Here is a 26909-nt window from a genome sequence, read left to right on the forward strand (position 1 = left end):
ATGATTACCAGCTACGGAATTTAGCGGGCGGGTTGTACAAACCGCCGGACCAGTCAACCAGATCGCTCACGCTGCCAGCCGCCAGTAATGAACGGGTGGCGTCGGTGCGGCGGATGCCCATGTCTTCCGGGAAGACCACCAGTTCCTGACGGCGCAGGTCAGCGACGCGTTTAGCATCAACGCCCAGACCGATGTCAGTGATCCCGGCCACGGCGGCGACCATCGCACGGCGTTCTTCCAGAGAACGGGCGCGATAGAGGTACGCGATGCCTTCTTCGGTCAGCACGTGCGTCACGTCGTCGCCGTAAATCATCACCGGCGCCAGCGGCATACCGGATTCTTTACCCACATCGACCGCTTCGAGTTTCTCAACAAACGTCGGTTTGCCACCGGCCTGGAAGGTTTCCACCATCTGTACGACCAGTTTTTTACCGCGTGCCATTGGATCCGGCTCTTCAATCATATCCAGCCAGGCTGGCGTGGCGTGACGACGGCCATGCGGGTCATGCCCCATGTTTGGCGCGCCACCGAAACCGGCCAGACGTCCACGGGTCACGGTTGAGGAGTTAGCCAGGCCATCAACCTGCAAGGTGGAACCGATGAACATGTCTACCGCGTACTGACCGGCCATCTGGCAGAACGCGCGGTTAGAACGCATGGAGCCGTCGGAACCGGTGAAGAACACGTCCGGACGGGCGCGGATATACTCTTCCATCCCCAGCTCGCCACCGAAACAGTGAACGGTATCCACCCAGCCGCTTTCAATGGCAGGGATCAGCGTCGGATGCGGGTTCAGCGTCCAGTGTTTGCAGATTTTGCCGCGCAGGCCGAGCTGTTCGCCGTAGGTCGGCAGCAGCAGTTCGATGGCGGCGGTGTTAAAACCGATACCGTGGTTCAGCGACTGCACATTGTGTTTGGCGTAGATGCCTTTGATGGCCATCATCGCCATCAGCACGTGAACCGGTTTAATCAGGCGCGGATCGCGGGTGAACAGTGGTTCGATGAAGAACGGCTTGTCAGCGACAACCACGAAATCAATCCAGTCGCCCGGAATATCCACGCGTGGCAGATCGCAGTCCTCTTCAACCAGTTCGTTCACCTGGGCAATCACGATACCGTTTTTAAAGGCGGCGGCTTCGACCAGCGCTGGCGTATCTTCCGTACTCGCGCCGGTGTAGAGATTCCCTTTACGGTCAGCCTTGAAGGCGGCGATAAGCGCGATGTTCGGCACCAGATCGACATACAGGCGGGAATAGAGCTCGATATAGGTGTGAATCGACCCGATTTCCATCTGACCGTCTTCCAGCAGTTGCGCGATGCGCAGGCTTTGCGGGCCGGAGAAAGCGAAATCGAGTTTGCGGGCGATGCCGCGTTCAAAGAGATCCAGATGTTCGGCGCGGCTGACGCTTGGCATGATCATATGTAAATCATGCAGTTTTTCAGGGTTCACCTGCGCCAGCGAGCGGGAAAGGAAATCAGCTTGTTTCTGGTTATTCCCTTCCATCACTACGCGGTCGCCGGAGGCAATCAGCGCTTCGAGGATAGGAATAATTTTATCGGTGGGTAACACTTTACCCTCTGCCACGGCACGGACACTGTCGAGACGCCGTTGTTTTTCATTGCGGCGGGTGTCCCACGCTTTCGTGGTCTGCGGATGTTGCGGCATGCCAAACCTCCCTGGGTTGCGCTTGCTGAAACCTTCCCGGCGTGACGAAAGAGCAGAACGGAGGGAAGTTCAGTCAAGTGGCGGTTGCATCACATTTGACCTGTTTAGGTAACGGGTTAAGTGTAGGAATCGGGGGCATTTCCATCAATAAAGTGCTCTGACACTTCGTTACTCTCAGAGTAATGATTAAAAATATCGTCGATAAATCAGGGGAATGAGGAATTCAGAAAGGGGGATGGCGCACAAATATCAGGAAATAAAAAGGGATGCGCAGTGGCATCCCCGGAATGTAGTGCAGAACGGACGGATTATTTGAAGACTTCAGCCGTTGCGGTGATTTTCTTTTTCTCTTGTGCCGCGATCACGACATAATATTTGCCGCCTTTCTCATCAGCCAGTTTGGACAGCTCTTCTTTAGCATCCATTGGCGCGGTGTATTCGTTGCTGGTGGTGACCACGCCCAGGCTGGTGTAACCCTTATCCTTTGCGTCTTCTTTGCTGATCATCTCAGCTGCCATTGCATTGATTGAGAATAACCCGGTCAGCATTGCCGCAACGATAATTTTATTAGATTTCATGACATTACCTCTAAATTAGATGAATAGTTTTCCAAGAAAGCAGTCAGGATATAAACGGCAGGTGCGAATGCGCTGGCATGACCTTCATGGTTAAACACCAGTAAACTCCCCAGAGACGCAAACAGGCAGGCGTAACAACTTACGCTTGCCACTCACTCCGTCATTATCGGCTTAAGTATTGGTCACCTTTGGAAATTATCCAGAAATTTGAAAAATATTTTTACATCCTCTTTCATTTTGTCATCAGGAAGTCTTCAACGAGTGAACAAAAAACCTCGGGGTGAGAGACAAAAGGGGCATGCGCTGCCTTATTAATGATTTCGGAGCGGGACTCAGGCCACAGCGCATCCAGCAGCGGCACCACTTTGCGCGGAACCAGACCGTCGAGCGCGCCATAAATTCGCAGCACAGGCGCGGTCAGAGCGGCCATCGGCTGGCGTAAATCGACGTTGCGTAAGATCTCCAGCCCGCCGTTCAGCACGTCGACCGAAGGCATGGGCTGGCCCAGCACAATGGATTTCAGCAGACGCGCATCCTGCCGGGCGCTGTCGCTGCCCAGGGTTTGCAACGCCAGAAAACGCTCGACCGTGCGCTGAAAATCTTCACTCAGCTGATGCTGGAAACCCTGCAACACGTCAGGGCGGATGCCCGGCCACGCTTCATGCGCTGAAAAGCACGGTGACGACGCCACGGTGATCAGTTTTTCCACCCGCGCGGGCGCGCTCAGCGCAATCTGGCTGGCGACCAGCCCGCCCATTGACCAACCGAGCCACGACGCTTTTTCCGGCGCGACCTCCAGAACAGTTTCCGCCATCGCGTCCAGCGTCATTGCCCCGAAACCCTCACTGCGGCCATAGCCCGGCAGGTCGATCAGATGCAGACAAAAATGCGGCGCAAGTCGCTCTGCGGTGTAACGCCACACTTCGGCGTTCAGCCCCCATCCGTGAAGCAGCACAAGATGGCGATCTCCTTCGCCGATTGTTTCCCGGTAAAGCGTGTTCATAGCGTATTGTCCGTGTCTGTCTGATTGGCAAAAGGAACCCGCCACTATGCTAACAATTGCCAGCCGCTGTTGGCTATGCCAGTGTCCGCTGCATCTGGCGGTACAGGGAATATGCAGTCTGTGTCTGAAAACGTTGCCCGCCGCCCCGCCCTGCTGCCCGCGCTGCGGATTGCCCTCCTCCGGCGGACATATCGATTGCGGGCGCTGCCTGCTTAAGCCGCCGCCGTGGGATGCGATGATCTTCGCCTGTCCGTACGAGATGCCGGTCAGCGGGCTGGTGCTGCGGCTGAAATTCTCCAGACAGCCTGAGCTGGATACCGCCCTCGCACGCCTGCTTTTATTGCGCTGGCAGGCGCGCTGGCGTGAAAACCGGCTGCCGCGACCGGATGTGATGCTCAGCGTACCGCTGCATCAGAAGCGGTATTTCTCACGCGGGTATAATCAAAGTGAACTGCTCGCCCGCCCGCTTGCGCGCTGGCTGCACTGCGATTATCGCCCCGCAGCACTCAGCCGCGACCGGCGCACGCCCCCGCAGCAAAGCCTGACTGAGCTGGAAAGGAAGTGGAATCTGCGCAAGGCATTTAGCTGCCATGAAAACCTGAGAAATAAGCACGTGATGCTGATCGACGACGTGGTCACCACCGGCAGCACGGTGAAAGAAATCGGTAAAATCCTGCAAAAACAGGGAATTGCCTCGCTGCAAATTGGCTGTATTTGCCGCACGCTGTAAGTTTAAGCACAGGCTGCTAACACACTGGTCACACGAGGGATGACGGGTAAATGCAAAGGGCGTATTATAACCAACTGGAATAGTCAACTATTGAGCTAATGTTATGATCCTTGTTACCGATGCTGCCCAAGAGCACTTTGCCAAACTGCTGGCAAACCAGGAAGAAGGCACCCAAATCCGCGTATTCGTGATCAATCCGGGTACGCCAACCGCAGAGTGCGGTGTCTCCTATTGCCCACCCGACGCGGTTGAAGCGACGGATACCGAACTGAAGTTCGAAAAGCTGTCTGCTTTCATCGATGAATTAAGCGCGCCTTATCTGCAGGACGCGGTGATCGACTTCGTTACCGACCAGCTTGGTTCCCAGCTGACGCTGAAAGCGCCGAACGCGAAAATGCGTAAAGTGTCTGATGATGCGCCGCTGATGGAACGTGTTGAATACCAGCTGCAGTCACAGATCAACCCGCAGTTAGCCAGCCACGGCGGCCGTGTTTCCCTGATGGAAATCACCGACGACGGCATCGCTATCCTGCAATTCGGCGGCGGCTGTAACGGCTGTTCAATGATTGATGTCACCCTGAAAGACGGCATCGAGAAAGAACTGCTGCAAAACTTCCCTGAGCTGAAAGGCGTTCGCGATCTGACCGAACACCAGCGCGGCGAGCACTCGTTCTACTGATCCTCCGTTGATCAGCCAGAATGCAAAAAGCACCCTTCCGTTGGGTGCTTTTTTTATGCCTGCCTGCGCTGGTTCACCTCACGGAGCAGCGCGTCAATCTCCTCATCGCCAAACATCTCCTCCAGCGTTCGCGTCAGTTTGCGGCGCCAGTTGGGATATTCAGCATTGGTACCCGGCACATTGACCGGCGTCGCCATATCCAGCCAGTCCTCCGGTTGCAGGCCGAGTAACGCGCTGGCGCTGCCTGCCAGATACCCTTGTAGCCCGTGATTCAGCACCGGGCTCATCGGCATATGTTCAGCCTTGCGGGGTGTGGTTTTCGGTACGCAATGTTCAAGATGCAGCGCATTGAGCAACCCCTGCTTGCTGTGTTCACGCTCCCCGCGCAGTTTCTCCAAAACCTGTGGATCCGGGTAAACCCCGAGAGACGCCCCCAGCGTTAAATCGCCGCCTTCCCAGTAGCCGCGCAACGTCGGTAAATCGTGCGTGGTGACCGTTGCCATCGCCTGCGAAACATAGTCTTCCGGTGGCCGGTAGACGAAGTGTTTATCGTGCTCGAAATACAGCACTTTGTAGGAATAGACGCCGCTGTCGCGCAGGCTGGTGACAATCTCTTTCGGCACGGTGCCGAGGTCTTCACCAATCACCATGCACTTATGCCGCTGGCTTTCCAGCGCCAGCACGCCGAGCAAATCTTCCAGCGGATAACGAACATACGCGCCATTTCCCGCCTCCTGATCTGCCGGTATCCACCACAAACGCAGTAATCCCATGACGTGATCGATACGCAGTGCGCCGCATTCCGCCATATTCGCGCGCAGCAAATCAATAAACGGCTGATAGGCGCGGGCTTTCATTTCATGCGGATCAATGGGCGGCAGGCCCCAGTTCTGCCCCTGCGGCCCGAGAATGTCCGGCGGCGCGCCGATGGTGGCATTCAGGCAATACAGCGCCGGATCCGACCAGGTTTCTGCCCCGCCTTCTGCCACGCCGACCGCTAAATCACGGTACAAGCCGATGGGCATGTTCAGCTCAACGCTGCGCTGATAACAATCTGAAAACTGCGCATGCGCCAGCCACTGCTGCCACATATAAAATTCAATTTCGCTGGCGTAACGCTCGCTGAATTCGGTCACGTCGGCGCCTCTGGCATCGCGATAGGCATCGGGCCACACCGGCCAGCCCCACTGGCCTAAATCCAGATCGCGCAGATGCACATGCAGCGCGTCGAACAGCGCCTGTTGCCGCAAACTGTCACCACCCGCGTCGACGAAACGGCGGAAATCCTGCTTACGCGGGCTGTTTTCCGGCAGTGCGCAAAACAGCGGCCAGGCCAGTGTCAGCGCCGCCGATTTCAGCGCCATCACCCGTGGATAATCGACAAACTCCGTGCTGCGCGCCTGCAATAACGCGTCGTGCGTGTCGAGGGCATGCCACCAGCGTTGTGCCTCGCTGCTGGCGGTGAATTCTTCCACCGCATTGACGTCGATGTACGTCAGGTTCAGCCAGCGGCGGGACGACGGGCTGTACGGGCTGGCGCTCAGCGGATTGGCAGGGTACAGCGCATGGATCGGGTTCAGCCCGACAAATGCCCCACCGCGTTTTCCGACTTCTTCGACCATCTTTTTCAGATCGCCAAAATCGCCCACGCCCCAGTTATTTTCCGAGCGCAGCGTATAAAGCTGAACCGTCGCGCCCCACAGTTTTTCCCCGGCCAGCAGGGCCTCAGGCTCATAACAGCGAGAAGGGGCTACGATGATCCGGCAGTGCCAGACGTTGCCGTTTTGCGATAACGTCAGCTGGTGATAGCCGGCGGGCAGCGCCGCACCTAAGTTCAGCGCATTGCCCGGCGCAAGATCGCCCTGCGACTGCGCACCATTTTCCTGCGTCAGCTGCCAGCGAAATGCGCCGCTGCCTTCCGGCGTCAGCAGTATTTTTTGGCCCTGGGTAAAGACTTTCACCGGCGGCACCGGCGTAACGTCCTCTTCATCCGCCGGATCCCGTCCCATCGCCGCCAGCAAGGCGGCGCGGGTATCATCGGACACCGTTTCCACGTCATCCGCCATATTAATAAAACTGTCCAAAATCCCGGCCCGGCGCGCGGCCTCAACGAGTTGCTTATCCTCCATGTCGGCTCCTAACGTTTGGCCTGCCAGATACGCTGCTGGTAATCGCGAATGGAACGGTCGGCGCTGAACATCCCGACGCGCGCCGTATTGAGCAGCGCACGGCGCGTCCATTCGTCGGCGTTACGGTAAAGCGCATCCACCTGTTTTTGCGCCTCGCAGTATTCGGCGAAATCCGCCAGCACCAGATACGGATCACCGCCATCGAGCAGGCTGTTCAGCATCAGATCGAACGCTTTTTTATCGCCATTGGCATAAAAGCCGCTGGCCAGTTCGTCGAGAATGGCTTTGAGGTGTTTGTCTTTTTTCACCAGCGCTTTCGGCTTGTAGCCTTTTTTCAGCTGCGCTTTCACTTCATCGACCGTCAGGCCAAAGATAAAGATGTTGTCCTCGCCGACCTGTTCGGCAATTTCGACGTTTGCGCCGTCGAGCGTTCCGACGGTCAGCGCGCCATTGAGCGCCAGTTTCATGTTGCCGGTGCCCGAGGCTTCCTTACCCGCCGTTGAAATCTGCTCGGAGACGTCCGCAGCCGGGATCATCAGTTCCGCCACCGACACGCAGTAATCGGGAATGAACACCACTTTGATACGATCCGCGACGATCGGATCATTGTTGATCTTCTCCGCCACCTGATTGATCGCATAGATAATGTTTTTGGCGAGGTAATAACCGGGGGCGGCTTTGGCACCGAACAGGAACACGCGCGGCACGATGTCGAGTTTCGGGTTGTCACGGATCTGGCGGTAAAGCGAAAGAATGTGCAGCAGGTTGAGGTGCTGACGTTTGTACTCGTGCAGGCGTTTGATCTGCACATCGAAAATCGCGTCCGGATTGAGCCTGATGCCCATGCGCTGCCAGACGTATTCCGCCAGCCGCACTTTGTTGTCATGCTTGATGTTGCGGTACTGCTTACAGAATTTTTTGTCTTTGATGCCGTCTTCCAGCCCTTTCAGCGCATCGAGATCCGTGACCCAGCTGTCGGTTTTCAGGCGGTCATCAATCAGCGCAGACAGCGCCGGATTACACTGTTTCAGCCAGCGACGCGGCGTGATGCCGTTGGTGACGTTGTGGAATTTTTCCGGCCAAAGCTGGTGATATTCCGGGAACAAATCTTTCACCACCAGATCCGAGTGCAGCGCCGCGACACCATTGACCGCAAAACCGGCAACCACGCACAGGTTCGCCATGCGCACCTGTTTGTCGTGATGCACCGCCAGCTTCGCCCACACCGCTTCATCGCCCGGCCACTCTTTGCTGACCAGTTTCTTAAAGTTGGCGTTAATTTGCTTAATGATCTGGAAATGGCGCGGCAACAGGCTGCGCACCAGACTTTCGTCCCAGGTTTCCAGCGCTTCCGGCATCAGGGTGTGGTTGGTGTAGGCAAACGTGCGGCTGGTGATGTGCCACGCGTCATTCCAGCTCAGCTGATGCTCGTCGAGCAATACGCGCAGCATTTCAGGAATGGCGATGGTTGGGTGCGTATCGTTGAGCTGGATAACTTCATAATCCGGCAGCTCGCTGATTTTTCGGCCAAGGAAATGATGACGCCGCAGGATATCGGCCACCGAGCAGGCACACTGGAAATACTGCTGCATCAGGCGCAGACGTTTACCGGCCTGATGATTGTCGTTCGGGTAGAGCACTTTGGTAAGTTTCGCCGCATCCACGCCCTGCTGTTCCGCTTTCAGAAACTCGCCGTCATTAAATTTTTCGAGATCAAACGGATGCGGATGCGTGGCTTCCCATAAACGCAGCGGCTGCGTGATGCCGTTGCGATATCCCATCACCGGCAGATCCCAGGCTTCGCCACGCAGCGTAAACTCCGGCTCCCAGCGCGGAACACCCTGCTCATCTTTCACGATTTTCCCGCCGATCCCGACGCTGACCGCCAGCGAACTGTTGTGGCGGAACCACGGGTATTCGCTGCGGTGCCAGTCATCCGGCGACTCTTTCTGTTTGCCATCCACAAAGCGCTGGCGGAACAAACCGTACTGATAGTTCAGGCCGTAGCCGATCCCCGGCTGCCCGACCGAGGCCATCGCATCGAGATAACAGGCTGCCAGACGCCCGAGGCCGCCGTTGCCGAGCGCCGGGTCGATTTCTTCTTCCAGCAGGTCGGTCAGATTGATATCGAAAGATTCCAGTGCCCCGGCAATTTTCTCGTACCAGCCGAGGTTAATCAGATTGTTGCCGGTCAGCCGCCCGACCAGAAACTCCATCGAAATGTAGTTAACGTGGCGGGTGATTTTTTTGCTTTTGCTAGTGACGGTATCGCTTTGCGGCGGTAACTGTTCGGCGACGGCAGCACTGACCGCATGCCACCACTGATGCCGGGTCATATCCGTGGCACAAGTGAGTCCGAACGCTTGCCACTGGCGGGTGAGCGCCGCCAAAAAAACATCCTGCTTGAACGTGATCTTCGACATAAGGGCAGTCTCTTTTCTGTCTGAGGGACGGAATACTTCCGTGAGAAAAAGCCTGGTTGCGCTAAAAAATGTGATCTGGGCATCTTTATGTATAAACCCTATGCCGGAAAAAAGCTCACTGCGGGGATGAGGAAAAATGCATGAAATCATGTCGAAGGGATAATGTCGGGTTAGCCGGAGATACCCTTAAGCCCCATCCAACCCCCACCTTCGAAGGGGGGGCCGGGGGGGCATTTTAAGGGCATCTCCGTGCCATTATTTCTGTCCGTAATAGGCATCCGGCCCGTGTTTGCGGCTGAAGTGTTTTTGCAGCAAATAGTCGTCCATCGGGGTTTGGTTACGCCGGATGGAACCGGTGATCCACGCCATTTTCGCGACTTCTTCCAGCACCACGGCGTTGTGTACCGCCTGTTCCGGCGTGCTGCCCCAGCAGAACGGGCCGTGCTGGGCGACCAGAATGCCCGGCATGTGCAGCGGGTCGATGCCGCTCAGCGCTGCGGCGATCACTTTGCCGGTTTCCAGTTCATATTCGCCGCCCACTTCCTGACGCGATAAAGGCCGGGTGCACGGCACCGCACCGGCGAAATAATCCGCATGCGTGGTACCGAGCGGCGGGATGGCCACGCCAGCCTGCGCCCATGAGGTCGCGTAGGTGGAATGGGTATGCACGATGCCGCCAAGCTGCGGAAAACGGGCGTAAAGTTCGAGATGCGTGGCGGTGTCGGAGGAAGGGGTGTAATGCCCTTCCACGACGTCGCCTTGCAGATTCAGCACCACCATATCGCTGGCCTGCATGCTTTCGTATTCCACGCCGCTCGGCTTGATGACCACCAGCCCGCGCTCGCGGTCAATCCCGCTGACGTTTCCCCACGTAAAGGTCACCAGACCGTAAGCGGGCAGCGCCATGTTGGCTTCAAATACGCGTTGTTTCAGAGCATCCGTCATACGGTTTCCTCCATGTTCAGCCCGGCTTTCTGCATTTTATCCACCACCCAGGCGCGGGCGTTGCGCACTTCCTGCATCGGATCGGCGGCCGTTTCGCTCCACATTTCGATCAGGTACGGCCCGCGATAACCGCTTTTTTGCAGCGTTTCAAAGCAGCGCTCGAACTCCACCACCCCGCTGCCGAAGGGCACGTTTTTGAATACGCCGGGCTGCGTGTCTTTAATGTGCACGGCGACGATGTGCCCCGCGCCGCTCGCCAGTTCCATCTGCACGTCGTTATCCCACGCCGACAAATTGCCGATATCCGGGTAAAGCTGGAACCACGGGTTATTCAGGTAATGCGTGTAACCCAAGGCTTTGCTGATGGAATTCATCAGCGGGTAATCCATGATTTCCATCGCAAGCGTCACCTGCGCGCGGCTGGCCATTTCGACCGACTCCTGCAAGCCGTCGCGGAAACGTTCGCGGGTGTGGTCGTTGGCCTGCTGGTAATAAACGTCATAACCGGCGAGCTGGATCACGCGGATGCCGAGATCCTGCGCCAGCACGATGGCTTTGCGCATGATGTCCAGACCCTGATTGCGGGTTTCATCGTCTTCTGCGCCGAGCGGAAACCGCCGGTGCGCGCTCAGGCACATCGAGGGAATGCGGATGCCGGTGCGCGAAATCGCATCGACCACCAGCAGGCGTTGCTCGCGTGACCAGTCAAGCCGCGCCAGCCGGTGATCGGTTTCATCTACCGACATTTCAACGAAATCGAAGCCCAGCTCTTTCGCCAGCGTCAGGCGCATCAGCCAGTCTTCGCCCGCAGGCAGGGCTTTTTCATAGATACCGAGTGGAACGGCTTTATGCATCATGCGAGATTCCTTAGCCCCAGAGCTGGCTGATGGATTTTTTGAACTGACGCGCCGCGTCAACCGGATCTTTGGCATCGCGGATACTGCGACCGGCGATGAAAACGTGGACCGGAATGTCTTTAAACAGCGGCAAATCTTCCAGCGCCAGCCCACCGGTAATGGTCACTTTAAAGCCCATATCCGACAGGCGTTTGATGGCGGTGATATCGGCATCACTCCACGCCACACCGGCGGCCTGAGCATCGCGGCTGCGGTGATAAACCACCTGCTGAATACCGGCGTCATGCCATTCCTGCGCCTGTTCCCACGTCCAGTAACCGGTCAGTTCAATCTGCACGTCGCCGTTAAATTCCTTCGCCACTTCCAGCGCGCCTTTGGTGGTGTTGATGTCGGCGCAGCAAATCACCGTCACCCAGTCGGCGTTGGCTTCAAAGCACATGCGCGAGAGGATTTTTCCGGCATCGGCGATTTTGGCATCGGCCAGCACGATTTTTTCCGGATACAGCGCTTTCAAATCACGCACCGCCCGCACGCCTTCGGCGACGCATAAAATGGTGCCGACTTCGATGATGTCGACTTCGCTGGCGATCAGGCGCGTGGTTTTGTAGGCGTCGTCCATCGACTGGTTATCCAGCGCCACCTGCAACATCGGTAATGAATGAGACATATTGAATTCCTTCTCTGCTAACGAATTAGTGAACCGCCGCGGCGGAAGTCTGGTCGATCAAATCCAGCACCTGCTGCGCGGTAGTACAGGCGCGCAGGCGGTCAAAATTGGCTTCGTCATCAAACAGGTTCACCACCTGCATGATGCCGATTTCCTGATGGGCGTTGGCATCCACCGCCGCCAGCGTGATGAGGATATCCACCGGATCGTTATCCTCGTGGTTGAACACCCGCGGCGTTTTCAGGGTCACCAGCGCAAAACCGGTTTTCAGGACGCCTTCTTCCGGGCGGCCATGCGGCATCGCCAGCCCCGGCGCTATCACGAAATACGGCCCGAACTGTTTCACGCCATCCAAAATTGCCTGGTAATAACGCGGCTCGACCACACCGGCGTCCACAAGCATATCGACGCCGATTTTCACCGCTTCCTGCCAGGTTTCGGCTTCTGCGTTGAGGCGAATCGAGTTGTTTTCAGCCAGCGAATCTCGCAGTTTCATACAGCGCTCCTTACTTTTTCAGCGACGACGGAAAGTGCGCGTTGATCACTTCCATCACTTTCGGGCCGAAATCTGCCGCCGACAGCATGTTGCGCACGCCGACCACGTATTTGTTGCCGCTGACGGTGATTTCATCCGCCACGTGCGTGGAGGCGACAATAATATCGGCGCCGCCCAGCTCTGATTTGTATTCCCCCACCGCGCAACTGTTCATGGTGTGATCCACGCCTTCCTGCGTCAGGAACTGGCCGATTTTCATCTTCATGATCATCGAACTGCCTTGCCCGCAACCGCATACCGCCAGAATTCGTACTGTCATGGGAACCTCGTTGATTAATGTGAAGTAGATTGATTAAGCGTTTGTTTTTCCGCATCTTCTTCTGCGCGCAATGTGCGACCGGCGAAGAACATGTACAACAGTGCGATCACCGCGATGATGCCCATAAAGGCCATCCCGATGCTGAAGAAGCCCTGCATCATTGGCGGTGCCAGAATCGACCAGTCAGCCATGCCCATCCAGGCGCTCAGGCCGGTGAGTTTGATGGCCCAGACGCAGCCGAAGATTTCGATCATCCCCATCACCAGACAAATTTTCAGCGCCGCTCGCCAGCCGCCGAAGTGGTTGGCAAACACGCCGATGGTGGCGTTGGAGAAGAACATCGGGATGAAACCGGGGATGATCATGATGGATGAGCCGAGGCCAAACAGAATGGCGACGGCAATCAGCTGGCCGATGGTGCCCCACATAAAGCCCCAGACCACGGCGTTCGGCGCAAAGCTGTAGATTGCCGCGCAGTCGATCGCCAGCACGGCACCGGGAATTAAGCGTTGGGAGATGCCGTTAAAGGCTTCGGTCAGTTCAGCGACGAACATGCGCACGCCCTGAATAATGATGAAGATCGCCACCGCAAACATCAGACCGGTTTGCAGGATGTAAATCGTCCAGTGGGTTTTACCGGCCATTTGCTGCAGGGTGTCGAGGCCGAAGGAGCACAGAATAATGCCGAAGAACACGGTCATGACGATGGCAGTTGAGACAATATTGTCGTGGAAGATATTCAGCCAGCCCGGCAGTTTCAGGTCCTCCACGCTGTCTTCTTTCTTGCCGAGATAGGGCGCGATTTTACAGGCGATCCACGAGGCGAACTGCTGCTGATGCCCGATGGAGAAACCGCTGTTTTCCGTCACGGACTGCGTCGGTTTGTACATCATGTTCGACGTAATGCCCCAGTACAGCGACACCAGGATCGCCGTCGACCAGATGGTGGTCCACATCGGATAGCCCATGATGAAGAAGAACACCGCAATCAGCCCCGCCTGCTGGAACATGATGTGGCCGGTGAGCATGATGGTGCGAATGCCGGTAATACGGCGGAAAACCACCATCAGGATATTCAGCCCGAGGGCGATCAGCACCGCATAACCGACCCAGCTGTAAGCCTCGCCCATGCGCTCGACCGTCGCCATCATCGAGGCGTAGGTGTCAGAGATCGCACCGTTGATGTGGTAAACCTCTGAAAGTTTTGCCACCACCGGTTTAAAGGTGCCGGTCAGAATACCGGACCCCGCCTGCAACAACATAAAGCCGATAATGGTTTTAATGGTGCCTTTGATGATCACCGTCGCGCTCTTCCTGAGCAGGATGTAACCCAGCATGGTCACTATACCCAGCAGCAACGGCGCGTTGGTCATTACCTGATTAAAAAATACGGTGAAGATGGTGTAGAGGAATTCCATAAGACTCTCCGTCTGACCTTGTTTGATCTTCCCGGCGCTGCACAACGCGCGGCGAAGTGAGGGACAGACGCACTCTAATGCTCACATCGAATCAGATAAAGATTCACAATGATTATTTGTGAGCAGTCTCGCAAGATATCGTCATCAGGGTAAATAGCCACCTGGCTAAAAAACCTCATATTCATGAATAATTTCAATACCATAATGACTTATTATCTTATTAAATAATGCGAATCCGGCTGAATACCCCTTCTCAAACGTTTTTATTCATGCTCAAAAAACCCGCCTTAAAATCATTGTCATGACACTTTTTCGGTGATAACTTCCTCATCAATAAATCATGATTAATCATTAAATGATTTATTATGACGTCTTATTTCAAACCCAACTCAGATGAGGGAATACCATGAGCAAAGTAGAAACGATCAGCCGCGAGTCCTGGATCCTCAGTACGTTCCCGGAATGGGGCACCTGGTTAAACGAAGAAATTGAGCAGGAAAAGGTCGCGCCGGGCACCTTTGCCATGTGGTGGCTGGGCTGTACGGGGATCTGGCTGAAATCTGAGGGCGGCGCGAATATCTGTGTCGATTTATGGTGCGGCGTCGGCAAGCAAAATCACAGCAGCCCGCTGATGAAAACCGGCCACCAGATGCAACGCATGGCCGGTGTGAAGAAGCTCCAGCCGAATCTGCGCACCACGCCGTTTGTGCTCGATCCCTTCGCGATCCGCGAGATCGACGCCGTGCTCTCCACCCACGATCATAACGATCATATCGATGTGAACGTCGCCGCCGCCGTAATGCAAAACTGCGCTGCCGACGTCCCCTTTATCGGCCCGCAAACCTGCGTGGATTTGTGGATGAGCTGGGGCGTGCCGGCTGAACGCTGCATCGTGATGACGCCGGGCAAAGTGGTCAGGATCAAAGATGTGGAAATTCACGCGCTGGATTCTTTTGACCGCACGGTGCTGATCACCCTGCCCGCCGATCAGAAAGCCGCAGGCGTGCTGCCGGACATGATGGATCAGCGTGCGGTGAATTATCTGTTCAAAACGCCGGGCGGAAACCTGTATCACAGCGGCGATTCACACTATTCCAACTACTACGCCAAACACGGCAACGAGTATCAGATTGACGTGGCGCTCGGCTCTTACGGCGAGAACCCGCGCGGCGTGACCGACAAAATGACCAGCGTGGATATGCTGCGCATGGCGGAATCCCTGAACACCAAAGTGGTCATTCCGTTCCATCACGATATCTGGTCGAATTTCCAGGCCGATCCGCAGGAAATCCGTGTGCTGTGGGAGATGAAAAAAGATCGCCTGAAATACGGCTTCAAGCCGTTTATCTGGCAGGTGGGCGGCAAATTTACTTACCCGAATGACAAAGACAATTTCGAATATCACTACCCGCGTGGATTCGACGACTGTTTCACCACAGAAACCGATTTGCCCTTTAAATCTTTCCTTTAAAATTATTTACTTAAAAGAGTCATGCATTCACAGCGGGGAAAGTATTCCCCGCTGGTTTTATCAGCAAATGATGATTGAATGCATTAAATGCTCGTTTATAATCACGCGGTAATCACCTATTTACCTGCGGAGCCACCATGACTGAGCCACAACGACACAACGCTATTCTCGATCTCCTGCAACGTCAGGGGCAGATTTCCGTCGCAGATGTGATTGATCAATTTGATATTTCACCGGCGACAGCGCGTCGTGACATCACCAAGCTCAACGAACTGGGGAAATTGCGTAAAGTGCGCAACGGCGCGGAAGCCGTTAATCAGCCACGCCAGAACTGGACACCGCTGAACATCCATCAGACCCACAACCTCAACGAAAAAATGCGCATCGCCAAAGCGGCAGCCGAACTGTGCCAGCCGGGTGAAAGCGTGGTGATTAACTGTGGCTCGACGGCGTTTCTGCTGGGCCGTGAAATGTGCGGAAAAGACATTCAGGTCATCACCAACTATCTGCCGCTGGCCAATTATCTGATTGAGCAGGAGCACGAGAGCGTGGTGATCATGGGCGGGCAGTACAATAAAAGTCAGTCGATTACGCTGGCACCCCAAGACGGCGATGCCAGCCTGTATGCCGGACACTGGATGTTCACCAGCGGCGCGGGGCTGACCACTGACGGCCTGTACAAAACCGATATGCTGACCGCGATGGCCGAGCAGAAGATGCTGAATTACGTCGGGAATTTAGCGGTACTGGTCGACAGCAGCAAAATCGGCCAGCGCGCGGGTATGCTGTTCAGCCGCACCGAGCAAATCGATGTGCTCATCACCGGCAAAGAAGCGAACGGCGACATCATCGGGCAGTTACGCCAGAAAGGCGTGAAAGTGATCCTGGTTTAACGCTTACCCCTTCTCTTTGTCTGGTCTTCGTCGTGCAATTATTGGGTAGAATGAAGACATCACCTTTTATGAGGCACGACCAGAATGGAACAATTTGAAGCAATCAGCGTAGAACTTGCGCATTCCCGCCTGACCTCCGGCGAAGCCGTGATGGTCGATATCCGTGACCCTCAGACGTTCGGCGCGGGTCACGCCCCCGGCGCGTTCCATCTGAGCAACGACAGTATGCGTGCATTCATGGAACAGGCCGATGCCAAAAAACCGGTGCTGGTGATGTGCTATCACGGCATCAGCAGTCGCGGAGCAGCACAGTTCCTGATTGGTCAGGGTTTCGAATCGGTCTACAGCGTGGACGGCGGCTTTGAAGCCTGGTCGAAAACCTTTCCGCACGATATCGAAGCCTGATTTTCTCCCCGTTACCCCCTTGTTCTTTTCCGGCGCAGACTAGGCTGTTTATAACCAGCTTGATCAGTTTGCGCCGAAAATGTTCTTAAGTTGAAAAAGCTACCTTTCCTCAGTCTTGATATAATTTCCGCCTACTATCGACAGGATTTCAAGATGAAAAATCTGAACACTTCACGTTCTCTAGGGATGCGCACCCTCGCCGTTCATGGCGGCCAGCAGCCTGATGCCCAGACCGGCGCCGTCGCGACGCCTATCACGGCCTCTTCTGCATTTTCGTATCCTGATTTCGACAGCGGTGCTCGCCGTTTCAGCGGTGAAGAGCCGGGCTATATGTACAGCCGTTTCGCCAATCCGACGGTCAGTGTTTTCGAACAAAAACTGGCGGCACTCGAAGGCGCGGAAACCGCTGTGGCCTGCGCAAGTGGCATGGCGGCCATCAGCGCCACGCTGTTTGCCCTGCTGGTTCCCGGCGATGAAATCATTCATATCGGCACGCTGTATGGCGGCACCGAAGGCGTGGTGCGTAACCTGCTGCCGCGTTATGGCATCAAACCGGTTCACGTCACCGATGTCAGCGGGCTGGAAGCGGCATTCACGGCAAACACCAAAGTGGTGCTGGTGGAAACCCCTGCCAATCCGGGGCTGGATATCGCCGATCTGGCCGAGATCGCCCGTCTGTCCAAAGCCGCAGGCGCGGTGAGTGTGGCGGATAACACCTTTGCCACGCCGTACCTGACGCGTCCGCTGGAATTGGGCATTGATATCGTTCTGCACTCCGCCACCAAATACATCAGCGGTCATGGCGATGCGACCGGCGGCGTGGTGGCCGGTTCTGCGGCGTTAATCACCCCAATCCGCACCCTGAGCCTGAAACAGTTCGGCGGTTGCCTCAGCCCGTTCGAAGCCAGTTTGCTGATCCGGGGTTTGAAAACGCTGCCGCTGCGCGTGGAAGCCAGTTCCCTCAGCGCGCAGGCGGTGGCGGAGTTTCTCGACGGCCACAGCGCGGTCGACACGGTGTTCTATCCGGGGCTGAAACAGCATCCGGGGCATGCCACGGCATCGAAACAAATGAAACTGTTTGGCGGGATCATGGCGATTGAGCTGAAAGGCGGGCTGAACGCCGCACGCACTTTCCTCGATAAGCTGAGCATCATTACGCAGGCGGTGTCGCTCGGCGATACTGACTCGCTGGCCTGCCATCCGGCGTCCACCACCCACAGCGCCGTCGCGCCGGAGATCCGCCGTCAGAGCGGGATCACCGACGGGCTGGTGCGTATCAGCATCGGTATCGAAGACACCGAAGACCTGATCGCCGATCTGGCGCAGGCGCTGGAAGGGTTGTAAATCTCCCTGAAATCCCGCTGCGCGTCACACCCGCGCACTCAAAAGTGTAATTATTATGGCGATATTCAGACAATATCGCCATAATAGTATCAGTTTACACTTCTCATTGGCTCTTCCCATGCCCAGAAAAACGTCACCGCTGCTTCCGAAAACTGAATCATTATTGACTGAGTTTGGTGATCGTCTTCGCCTGGCGAGGCTACGCCGTAAACTGACGGCAGCGCAGGTCGCAGAACGCGCAGGCATGGTGCCCATGACATTACGCAATATTGAACGGGGCGGCGTGGGCGTGACAATCGGGGCGTATCTCGCTGTTATGCAGGTGCTGGGAGTAGAGGAAGACCTGAATTTTCTGCTCAAAGATGATCCGTTCGGCCATCAGTTGCAGGATGCTAAATTATCCCCCCGTAAACCCGCCGCACGTCAATCCCGATCAAAACGGACGGCACCTTCAGACAATCCTGATTTAACACATGTCGAACCGAATACGGATAGCGACTGGGCGAAAGATGATTTTTTGAGTGCAGGTTCATTAGCGTCACTGCTTCACGGTGATGAGAACGTTGATAAAAAGAACCCTAAAAGGACGAAGAAATGACGGTAAGGATCGCCGTGTATGCTGACTGGACACCACTCTCATCGCCACTGCGCATCGGTTTTCTCAATGTGCATAAAGCCGGAGGGCGGGAAATTTTTGCCTTTGAATATGATCAGGCTGCGCTTGAGCATCCTGATTTCGCCAATCTCCAGCTTGATCCACGCATAGGTTTATTCACCGGGCCACAATATCCGGCGCAAGGGCAGGATATTTTTGGTGCCTTCGCGGATACCTGCCCGGATCGCTGGGGGCGTTTATTGATGAAAAGACGGCTGGAACGCGAAAAACGAGCAGGTATGGCCCCGGCCAGTCAGCGTCTTTATGAATCAGATTATCTGCTGGGCGTGCATGACAGTTTTCGTATCGGCGCACTGCGATTTCGGCTCAATGATGAAGGTCATTTTCTCGATGATCGTCATGATGTCGCAGCCCCTCCTTTCATACAAATTCGCGAGCTTGAAGCTGCCAGCCGGGCGCTGGAGAAGGACAGCGAAAATCAGGATGCCACAGGCGACGAATGGTTACGGTTGCTGATTGCACCGGGCGGCTCACTCGGCGGCGCACGCCCTAAAGCCAGCGTCAGTGCCCCAGATGGCCATCTTTGGATAGCAAAATTCCCAAGTATCAATGATGAATACGATATCGGCGCCTGGGAGCTGGTCGTGAATACGCTGGCAAAAGCCTGTGGTCTGAATGTGCCTGAAAGCCTTGCCCGCCGCTATGCCAATCCCCATCATTGTTTTTTAGTGAAGCGTTTTGACCGAACGGCAGAAGGCCTGCGTAAACACTTTGCCTCAGCGATGACGCTGACAGGCCATCAGGATGGCGATGATGCCTCTTCCGGCGTCAGCTATCTTGATCTGGCCTCAGTACTGATCAACCAGGGTGCGCAGCCGAATCAGGATTTACGCGAACTTTGGGCACGTATCGTCTTCAACCTGCTGGTTTCCAATACGGACGATCATCTGCGTAACCATGGTTTTCTGCTGGAGCCGGGAAAAGGATGGCGTCTATCACCCGCCTATGACATCAATCCTGTGGCACAAAGCACGGGATTAAAACTGAATATCAGCGAATCCGATAATGCGATGGATCTCGATTTGGCGCTTTCGGTGGCACCGGTATTTCGGATTTCAGACACCGATGCGCTGGATATTATCCGTCGCTGCCAGCACGTCGTCAGGCAGTGGCCAACCATTGCCAGCAAAATTGGCATTCCGGCACGCGAGCAAAATGCGATGTCATCGGCATTTAGGTTAGCATGACCCTGTTATCGGAAAGCCCGCTGACAGATAATCGGGCGATACCGTTATCGCATGCTGGCATAACAATGAATTACCGCAGTCAAACAATTAGGGAAACCGCTTAACGCTATGGTGCGCATTCTTAACCTGAACAACCCCCGCCTCGCTCAGGCGTTTGTCGATTACATGGCAACGCAGGGTTTTACGCTGACGACGAAACACGAAAGTCAGGAAGTGCAGATCTGGCTGGAAGATGAATCCCGTCTGGAAGAAGCAGAAAAACAGGTCGCCCTGTTTGTGCGCGATCCGCTGCATCCGCGTTATCAGGAGGCCAGCTGGAAAACCGGCAAAACGCAGCCGCATTTAAAAATGTCGCACGCGCCTTTCCTGAAAAGCCTGCGCAGCCGCGCCGGGCCGCTGACCATCGGCATGATCGTCCTGAGTCTTGCGGTGTTTATCCTGCAACAAATGGTGGGCGATCAGCTGGTGATGAGCTGGCTGGCCTGGCCTGACAGTTCCCGCATGTTCCAGGTCTGGCGCTGGTTCACGCCCGCGCTGATGAATTTCTCGTTTATCGCCTTACTGATTAATCTGGCCTGGTGGTGGTATCTTGCCAGCCAGATTGAAATGCATCTGGGCAGCGGCAAGCTGTTTACCGTGACGCTGATTTCCGCACTGATCAGCGGCTGGGGCCAGTCGATGGTGAGCGGTATCTGGTTCGGCGGTCTGTCCGGCGTGGTTTATGCGCTGATGGGCTATGCGTGGCTGACCGGCCAGTTAAAACCGGAAAGTCGTTTGTACGTTCCCGGCGGATTGCTGGTCATTTCGCTGATTTTCATGTTCATTGGTTACGCAACCGGCGGTGCTGCTGTGGCGAATGCCGCACATGCATTTGGTCTGGGTCTTGGCCTGGTGATGGCATTTGTTGATACGCGCACACCGCGCAAAAAAAGCAAGTAGGGGATTCGGGTGAAACAAACACAACGCCATGATGCGATTATCGATCTCGTCCGTCAGCAGGGTTACGTCAGCACGGAAGAGCTGGTGGAGCACTTCGCCGTCAGCCCGCAAACTATCCGTCGTGATCTGAACGATTTGGCCGAACAGAACAAAATTCATCGCCATCACGGCGGCGCAGCCTTGCCGTCGAGTTCGGTGAATGCGGCCTATAACGACCGTAAAGTGATGTGGTCGGAAGCGAAAGCGCGCATCGCCGAACGCGTTGCCAGCCAGATCCCCGACGGTTCAACGCTGTTTATCGATATCGGCACCACGCCGGAAGCCGTGGCGCACGCGTTGCTCAACCATAAAGATCTGCGCATCGTCACCAACAACCTGAACGTGGCAACGCTGCTGAGCGCCAAAGACGATTTCCGCCTGTTCCTCGCCGGGGGTGAAGTTCGCGCCCGCGACGGCGGCATCATGGGTGAAGCCACGCTCGATTTCATCTCCCAGTTCCGCCTCGATTACGGCATTCTCGGCATCAGCGGCATCGATATGGACGGCTCGCTGCTTGAATTCGATTATCACGAAGCGCGAACCAAACGCGCGATTATCGAAAACTCCCGCTGCGTGATGCTGGTGACCGACCATTCCAAATTTGGCCGTAACGCCATGGTAAATCTCGGCAAAATGGATTTAATCCACTATCTGTTTACCGATAAACTGCCGCCGGACAGCGTGAAACAGATCATCGACAAGTACGACGTTCAGCTCGAACTCTGCTGATTTCCCTGCTTTTTCTGGAGCGCCGCGCGGGCGCTCCCGCTTTTCCCTTCTCCTCCCTGCCCTTTCAAAACGAACAATTGCGAAACATTCCACGCTTTGCCGCGTTCGGTTTCGTTCCCTTCTTGCCGTTTTGCTCGAAACCGACACAAAAATGTTACCTTCATCACGCATAATTGTTTTTATTTGGTTAACGCTTGGCTTGTTTGACGATTCTCGATTACAATCGTGAGCGAAAACGAACATAAAAGAGCTATTGCGAACATCTGGAGGAAGATGACGTGGAAACCAAAGACTTGATCGTAATTGGTGGCGGTATTAATGGTACCGGCATCGCAGTAGATGCAGCTGGCCGCGGGCTGTCTGTTCTGCTGCTTGAAGCGCAAGACTTGGCCTGCGCGACCTCTTCGGCCAGTTCTAAACTGATCCACGGTGGCCTGCGCTATCTGGAACATTACGAATTCCGTCTGGTCAGCGAAGCGCTGGCTGAACGTGAAGTGCTGTTGAAAATGGCACCGCATATTGCCTTCCCGATGCGTTTCCGTTTACCGCATCAGCCGCATTTGCGCCCGGCCTGGATGATCCGCGCCGGTCTGTTCCTGTATGACCATCTGGGCAAGCGCACCAGCCTGCCGGCCAGCAAAGGCCTGAAGTTTGGCAACGAATCGGTGCTGAAACCCGAACTGACCAAAGGTTTTGAATACTCAGACTGCTGGGTCGATGACGCGCGTTTAGTGGTCGTCAACGCTCAGGAAGTGGAAGAGCGCGGCGGCGAAGTCCGTACCCGCACCCGCGTGACCCGTGCATGGCGTGAAGACGGTTTGTGGATGGTCGAAGCCGAAGATATCGACACCGGCAAAACCTTCACCTGGCGCGCCAAAGGCCTGGTGAACGCCACCGGTCCGTGGGTCAAACATTTCTTCGACGACGGTCTGAAACTGAAATCGCCGTACGGCATTCGTCTGATCAAAGGCAGCCACATTGTGGTGCCGCGTGCGCACAATCAGCCGCAGGCCTACATTCTGCAAAACGAAGATCACCGCATTGTGTTTGTGATCCCGTGGCTGGATGAGTTCTCGATCATCGGCACCACCGACGTGGAATACCACGGCGACCCGAAAGACGTGAAAATCGATGATAAAGAAGTCGGTTATCTGCTGAAAGTGTACAACGACCACTTTAAGAAACAGCTGACCACCGAAGACATCGTCTGGACTTACTCCGGCGTGCGTCCGCTGTGTGATGACGAATCGGATTCACCGCAGGCAGTGACCCGTGATTACACGCTCGACGTTCACGATCAGGACGGCAAAGCGCCGCTGCTTTCCGTGTTCGGCGGCAAGCTGACCACCTACCGTAAACTGGCAGAACATGCGCTGGAAAAACTCGGCAAATACTACCCGAAAGCAGGCCCGGCATGGACCAAAACGGCGGTACTGCCCGGCGGGAAGTTGAACGGCGATCGTGATACTTACAGCGCCAATCTGCGCAGCCGCTTCAAATGGTTGCCGGAAACCCTGGCTCGCCGTTATGCCCGCACTTACGGCAGCCAGACGGAGTTGTTCCTGTCTGACGCCACCAGCATTGAATCGCTGGGTGAAGATTTTGGTCACGGGTTCTATGAAGCAGAGTTGCGCTATCTGGTGGAAAAAGAGTGGGTGAGCGAACTGGATGATGCGATCTGGCGTCGTACCAAACTCGGCATGTGGCTGGATAAATCCCAGCAACAGCGCGTCGCCGGGTGGCTGCAAACCTACAAACAGCAGAAAAGACATTTGTCACTGGCGTCATAAACGCGCCTGCAAATGAACACTGCACAATCCCCGGCCACTTCGCCGGGGATTTTTTTATCTGCGCGCAGGGCTCAGATACTGCCGCCCGCTGAAATTGTAAAGCCGACATCCACCATGCGCGGGACGACGTTCTCACCGCGTAATCTCGCCAGCAAACGTTCGGCGGAGATCTGCCCCATTCTCTCACGCGGTGTCAGCACGCTGGCCAGCGGCGGTTCCATCGCCTGTCCCATGTTGTGACCATGGAAACCGGCGATCGCCATTTGTGACGGGATTTTCAGCCCCTGACGCTGGCATTCGAAGAATGCGCCTGCCGCAAGGTCATCGTTGGTGCAGAAAATACTGTCGATTTGCGGCCAGTCTTTTTGCGCCTGACGCAATAATTCCGCCCCCGCGCTGTAACTCGATGACCGGCTGGTCATCACGCTGTAAGGCTCCAGCCCGGATTCACGCATCGCCTGCTCGTAACCCTGCTGCTTGATAAGGGTGCGTTCGTCCTGACGTGCGCCGAAATACACCACATGGCGGTGGCCGCGCGCGATGATTTGCTGGGTCATTTGCCGCGCCGCTTCAAAGTTGTTGAATCCGACCGCCAGATCGACGCAGGGTGAGACGCAATCCATCATTTCCACCACCGGAATACCGGCGACTTCAATCATTTTCAGCGTCCGTGCGGTGTGATGACGCTCCGATAAAATCAGCCCGTCGATATTGTAAGAAAGCAGCGAGGTCAGACGCTGTTCTTCGCGCTCCTGACTGTAGCCGTAGTGCGCCAGCATAGTCTGATAACCGTGAATATCCGTGACGCTTTCGATGCCGCGCAGCACTTCGGCGAACACCTGATTGGTCAGTGACGGCAGCAGCACGCCGATGGCGCGGCTTTTGGCATTCGACAGAATGTCCGGAGCGCGGTTGGGGATGTAACCCAGTTCATCGAGAGCGGCCGAAATCTTTTCCTGCAACGCGCCGGAAACCTGTTCGGGGTTGCGTAAGTAACGGCTGACCGTCATTTTGGTCACGCCCACTTTATCGGCCACATCCTGGAGTACGGGTCTTTTTTTCTTCATAGTCGTCAAAGGGATGTGCCGCTGAAAGGGGTTAAGGGATCAGGGAGTTATGGTAGCAAACATTCGCGCAGGCGGATATCCGTTGCTGCGCGACATGCGATGCGGGTCAGGCAGGCAGACAAAGCTGCCCGCGAACCGGCTCGCCGGTGTTCGCTGAAAACTGTCCGGTGAGCAATGCCATCGCTCTTTGCGCCAGCGTTTCCAGCGGATAAGCGATAGCCGGCACCGCCGAAGCGCCCGGCGGCAGCGTGCTGTCGAGGCTGAACACCATCACCGCCTGCGGCACCGCGCGGCCCAGCTGGGTAAGCTGACGTAACGCGTCCTGCGCGGTGGCATCGTCTGGTACCAGCAACGCATTGAACGGAACATTCTGCGCCAGCAGCTGCGTGAGCGCGTCTTCTCCGCTGTGGACCAGCCGCCGGTCATAAGGCAGTAAGAATTTTTCCAGCGCCAGATGGTAGCCCTGAAGCACCTGCCCCGCGGCCTCGCTGTTTTCAAAGTTAATCAGTGCAATCTGTCGGCGCCCCTGCTGCAACACATACTGGCAGGCGGTTTCGGTAGCAAAGCTGCGGTCAAAATGAATGCTGCGCCCGGAATCCGCGTCCAGGCAATCAATGGTAATGACGTTGTCGGGCAGCGCAGGCAGGGCGAAGCGCGCGCCAATCACAATCATCGCATCGCAAAGCCCGCGACCGATTTCATCCACGGAATGGGCAAGGCTGGCGGCATCGGTGGCGAATCTCAACAGTAAATACTTTTGATTGAGCCTCAGCTCTTTTTCCAGCGCGTGCAGATAGCCGGTGCTCTGATTGATATTTTCTGCCGCACAAATCACGCCGATGCAGCCGGTAGACTGCGTGGAGAGCGACTGCGCAATCATGCTGGGTTTGTATTGCAGTGTTTCCACCGCCTGCATCACGGCCAGGCGGCTTTCTTCTTTTACACCGCGGCTGCCACTCAGGACACGGGAAACCGTCGCTTTCGAGACGTTTGCCAGCCGCGAAACGTCGTTAATGTTTGCCATGTCTTTCCTTGCGTCACCGCGTTAAGGGTTAGTCGAAACCGTGATGTTTAGCGACCTGCGCGAACCATTCGCCACTCTTTTTCACTGTCCGTTTTTGCGTGTCGAGATCCAGCTGCACAAAGCCATAGCGGTTTTTGTACGCATTCATCCACGACCAGCAATCAATAAACGTCCACATATGGTAGCCGAGACAGCCGCTGCCTTCCTGCAACGCCCGGTGCAGCCATTTCAGATGCCCGCTGACAAACCCGATGCGGTAATCGTCGTCAATCCGGCCCTCTTTCTCGAAGCGCAGTTCGTGCTCCACGCCCATGCCGTTTTCAGAAATGAAACAGCGCGGATTGCCGTAGTTTTCGCGCAGATTGGTCAGAATATCGTAAATGCCCTGCTCGTAAATTTCCCAGCCACGGTGCGGGTTCATCTTACGCCCCGGCATGACGTAGTTGTCAAAGAACCATTCCGGCATAAACGGACTTTCCGGATTCACCATACTGTCGCGGCACTGAATGCGGCGCGGCTGGTAATAGTTGATGCCGAGTAAATCCACCACGCCCTGCTGCAACAGCTCTTTGTCTCCCTGCTGACAGGCCGGGAGCTGATCGTGTTTTTTCAGCAGATCCACCAGTTCCTGCGGATATTCGCCGCGCAGTGCCGGGTCGAGGAAGCTGCGGTTGAACATCAGATCCGCAATGTTCGCGGCTTTCAGGTCAGCCGGGTTTTGCGAGCGTGGATAAGACGGCGTCAGGTTGAGAATGATGCCGATTTCGCCGCCAAGGTTGCGGGCGCGGTACGCTTTCACCGCCCGCGAGTGCGCCAGCATGGTGTGATAGGCAACGGTGGCCGCACGTTTGAAATCCACCACGTTCGGATAGTGGAAATCATACAGGTAGCCGCCTTCGACTGGCACCACCGGCTCATTGAAGGTAAACCAGTGTTTGACGCGATCGCCGAATAGCTCAAAACAGGTATCGGCATAAGTTTCATAGGCCTGCACCACGTCGCGGTTTTCCCAGCCGCCGATTTCCTGCATCGCCATGGGCATGTCGAAGTGGAAAAGGTTGATGAACGGCTGCACGCCCTGCGCCAGCATTTCGTCAATCACCTGATTGTAGAACGCCACCGCTTCCGGGTTGACAGCGCCACGCCCGTTGGGGATCAGGCGCGCCCAGGAAATAGAGGTTCGGAAAGTATTGTGGTTCAGCTGTTTCAGCAGCGCGATATCCTCGCGCCAGTTTTTATAAAACGTCGATGTGTCCTGCGGGCCGACGTCGCCGTGAAAACGTGTCGGTTGCTGCGAATACCAGTGATCCCAGACCGTGGCGCTTTTGCCGTGACTGAGGGTTTCCCCCTCCGTTTGCGGCGCTGAGCTGGCACTGCCCCACCAGAATTCTTTTGGAAATTGATATTTCATCGTCATCCTCGCTGTCCGTTAGCT

Annotated in this window: 25 protein-coding genes; 11 read left to right on the plus strand and 14 right to left on the minus strand. The window is 55.8% G+C overall.

The window, feature by feature from the left end:
* Positions 1-4: 4 nt before the first annotated feature.
* From mdcA to bioH, 3 genes are all read right to left on the minus strand, one after another.
* Positions 5-1666: a malonate decarboxylase subunit alpha gene (mdcA, locus tag ABSH60_RS08465; protein ID WP_056775441.1), complete on the minus strand. Its 1662-nt coding sequence runs from the start codon at positions 1664-1666 to the stop codon at positions 5-7.
* Between the two features lie 308 nt (positions 1667-1974).
* Positions 1975-2244 carry a YdgH/BhsA/McbA-like domain containing protein gene (locus tag ABSH60_RS08470; protein ID WP_056775443.1) on the minus strand — a complete coding sequence of 90 codons (270 nt, stop codon included), beginning with the start codon at positions 2242-2244 and terminating at the stop codon, positions 1975-1977.
* A 232-nt stretch (positions 2245-2476) separates the two neighbouring features.
* Positions 2477-3247, minus strand: a complete 771-nt coding sequence (gene bioH / locus ABSH60_RS08475) for a pimeloyl-ACP methyl ester esterase BioH (protein WP_122097279.1) — start codon at positions 3245-3247, stop codon at positions 2477-2479.
* Positions 3248-3293: 46 nt separating this feature from the next.
* Here bioH and gntX point away from each other — a divergent pair, with 46 nt between their 5' ends.
* Together gntX and nfuA are read left to right on the plus strand one after the other, a co-directional pair.
* The gene (gntX, locus tag ABSH60_RS08480; protein ID WP_390973531.1) at positions 3294-3977 is read left to right on the plus strand and encodes a DNA utilization protein GntX; all 684 of its coding nucleotides are present in this window, start codon (positions 3294-3296) and stop codon (positions 3975-3977) included.
* Between the two features lie 103 nt (positions 3978-4080).
* Positions 4081-4656, plus strand: a complete 576-nt coding sequence (gene nfuA, locus ABSH60_RS08485; RefSeq protein ID WP_056775453.1) for a Fe-S biogenesis protein NfuA — start codon at positions 4081-4083, stop codon at positions 4654-4656.
* A gap of 53 nt (positions 4657-4709) precedes the next feature.
* Here the strand turns inward: nfuA and malQ are convergent, their stop codons facing one another.
* The 8 genes from malQ to ulaA all read right to left on the minus strand — a co-directional run bounded on the left by malQ (position 4710) and on the right by ulaA (position 13910).
* Positions 4710-6785, minus strand: a complete 2076-nt coding sequence (malQ, locus tag ABSH60_RS08490; RefSeq protein WP_390973533.1) for a 4-alpha-glucanotransferase — start codon at positions 6783-6785, stop codon at positions 4710-4712.
* A gap of 8 nt (positions 6786-6793) precedes the next feature.
* A complete protein-coding gene (gene malP, locus ABSH60_RS08495; RefSeq protein ID WP_390973535.1) occupies positions 6794-9208 on the minus strand; it encodes a maltodextrin phosphorylase in 2415 nt (804 codons plus the stop codon).
* 255 nt (positions 9209-9463) lie between these two features.
* Positions 9464-10153: an L-ribulose-5-phosphate 4-epimerase gene (locus tag ABSH60_RS08500; protein ID WP_390973537.1), complete on the minus strand. Its 690-nt coding sequence runs from the start codon at positions 10151-10153 to the stop codon at positions 9464-9466.
* Positions 10150-11010 (minus strand): L-ribulose-5-phosphate 3-epimerase, encoded by an 861-nt coding sequence (locus tag ABSH60_RS08505; RefSeq protein WP_183849766.1) that lies wholly within the window; start codon positions 11008-11010, stop codon positions 10150-10152. The genes ABSH60_RS08500 and ABSH60_RS08505 overlap by 4 nt, the downstream gene beginning before the upstream one ends.
* Before the next feature lie 10 nt (positions 11011-11020).
* Entirely contained in the window at positions 11021-11677 is a 657-nt protein-coding gene (locus ABSH60_RS08510) for a 3-keto-L-gulonate-6-phosphate decarboxylase UlaD (protein WP_183849767.1), read from the minus strand.
* Between the two features lie 25 nt (positions 11678-11702).
* Positions 11703-12173: a PTS ascorbate transporter subunit IIA gene (gene ulaC, locus ABSH60_RS08515; RefSeq protein WP_136375387.1), complete on the minus strand. Its 471-nt coding sequence runs from the start codon at positions 12171-12173 to the stop codon at positions 11703-11705.
* Between the two features lie 10 nt (positions 12174-12183).
* A complete protein-coding gene (ulaB, locus tag ABSH60_RS08520) occupies positions 12184-12492 on the minus strand; it encodes a PTS ascorbate transporter subunit IIB (RefSeq protein WP_122097273.1) in 309 nt (102 codons plus the stop codon).
* Positions 12493-12506: 14 nt separating this feature from the next.
* On the minus strand, positions 12507-13910 hold the full coding sequence (ulaA, locus tag ABSH60_RS08525) for a PTS ascorbate transporter subunit IIC (protein WP_390973540.1): 1404 nt from the start codon (positions 13908-13910) through the stop codon (positions 12507-12509).
* A gap of 406 nt (positions 13911-14316) precedes the next feature.
* On the opposite strand from ulaA, the gene ulaG reads away from it, so the two are divergent.
* The 9 genes from ulaG to glpD all read left to right on the plus strand — a co-directional run bounded on the left by ulaG (position 14317) and on the right by glpD (position 23383).
* Positions 14317-15381 (plus strand): L-ascorbate 6-phosphate lactonase, encoded by a 1065-nt coding sequence (gene ulaG / locus ABSH60_RS08530; protein WP_183849771.1) that lies wholly within the window; start codon positions 14317-14319, stop codon positions 15379-15381.
* Between the two features lie 137 nt (positions 15382-15518).
* Positions 15519-16274 (plus strand): HTH-type transcriptional regulator UlaR, encoded by a 756-nt coding sequence (gene ulaR, locus ABSH60_RS08535; RefSeq protein WP_056775492.1) that lies wholly within the window; start codon positions 15519-15521, stop codon positions 16272-16274.
* 84 nt (positions 16275-16358) lie between these two features.
* On the plus strand, positions 16359-16679 hold the full coding sequence (glpE, locus tag ABSH60_RS08540; RefSeq protein WP_122097270.1) for a thiosulfate sulfurtransferase GlpE: 321 nt from the start codon (positions 16359-16361) through the stop codon (positions 16677-16679).
* Positions 16680-16832: 153 nt separating this feature from the next.
* Positions 16833-18023: a PLP-dependent aspartate aminotransferase family protein gene (locus ABSH60_RS08545; protein ID WP_122097269.1), complete on the plus strand. Its 1191-nt coding sequence runs from the start codon at positions 16833-16835 to the stop codon at positions 18021-18023.
* A 55-nt stretch (positions 18024-18078) separates the two neighbouring features.
* The gene (locus ABSH60_RS08550) at positions 18079-18621 is read left to right on the plus strand and encodes a helix-turn-helix domain-containing protein (protein ID WP_390973543.1); all 543 of its coding nucleotides are present in this window, start codon (positions 18079-18081) and stop codon (positions 18619-18621) included.
* Positions 18618-19886: a HipA domain-containing protein gene (locus ABSH60_RS08555; protein ID WP_390973545.1), complete on the plus strand. Its 1269-nt coding sequence runs from the start codon at positions 18618-18620 to the stop codon at positions 19884-19886. The genes ABSH60_RS08550 and ABSH60_RS08555 overlap by 4 nt, the downstream gene beginning before the upstream one ends.
* 108 nt (positions 19887-19994) lie before the next feature.
* Complete coding sequence (gene glpG / locus ABSH60_RS08560; protein ID WP_056775501.1) at positions 19995-20825, plus strand: rhomboid family intramembrane serine protease GlpG; 831 nt, start codon at positions 19995-19997, stop codon at positions 20823-20825.
* Positions 20826-20834: 9 nt separating this feature from the next.
* Positions 20835-21593 (plus strand): DeoR/GlpR family transcriptional regulator, encoded by a 759-nt coding sequence (locus ABSH60_RS08565; protein ID WP_056775505.1) that lies wholly within the window; start codon positions 20835-20837, stop codon positions 21591-21593.
* 278 nt (positions 21594-21871) lie between these two features.
* The gene (gene glpD, locus ABSH60_RS08570) at positions 21872-23383 is read left to right on the plus strand and encodes a glycerol-3-phosphate dehydrogenase (RefSeq protein ID WP_390973548.1); all 1512 of its coding nucleotides are present in this window, start codon (positions 21872-21874) and stop codon (positions 23381-23383) included.
* 71 nt (positions 23384-23454) lie between these two features.
* Here the strand turns inward: glpD and gntR are convergent, their stop codons facing one another.
* The 3 genes from gntR to ABSH60_RS08585 form a co-directional block, all read right to left on the minus strand.
* Positions 23455-24450: a gluconate operon transcriptional repressor GntR gene (gene gntR / locus ABSH60_RS08575; protein WP_056775509.1), complete on the minus strand. Its 996-nt coding sequence runs from the start codon at positions 24448-24450 to the stop codon at positions 23455-23457.
* A 106-nt stretch (positions 24451-24556) separates the two neighbouring features.
* Positions 24557-25474 (minus strand): LacI family DNA-binding transcriptional regulator, encoded by a 918-nt coding sequence (locus ABSH60_RS08580; protein WP_390973550.1) that lies wholly within the window; start codon positions 25472-25474, stop codon positions 24557-24559.
* A gap of 28 nt (positions 25475-25502) precedes the next feature.
* On the minus strand, positions 25503-26885 hold the full coding sequence (locus ABSH60_RS08585) for a family 1 glycosylhydrolase (protein ID WP_390973552.1): 1383 nt from the start codon (positions 26883-26885) through the stop codon (positions 25503-25505).
* Between the last annotated feature and the right edge of the window lie 24 nt (positions 26886-26909).

The sequence above is a fragment of the Rahnella sp. R3(2024) genome (assembly GCF_042920125.1).
GTDB classification, from domain to species: domain Bacteria; phylum Pseudomonadota; class Gammaproteobacteria; order Enterobacterales; family Enterobacteriaceae; genus Rahnella; species Rahnella rivi.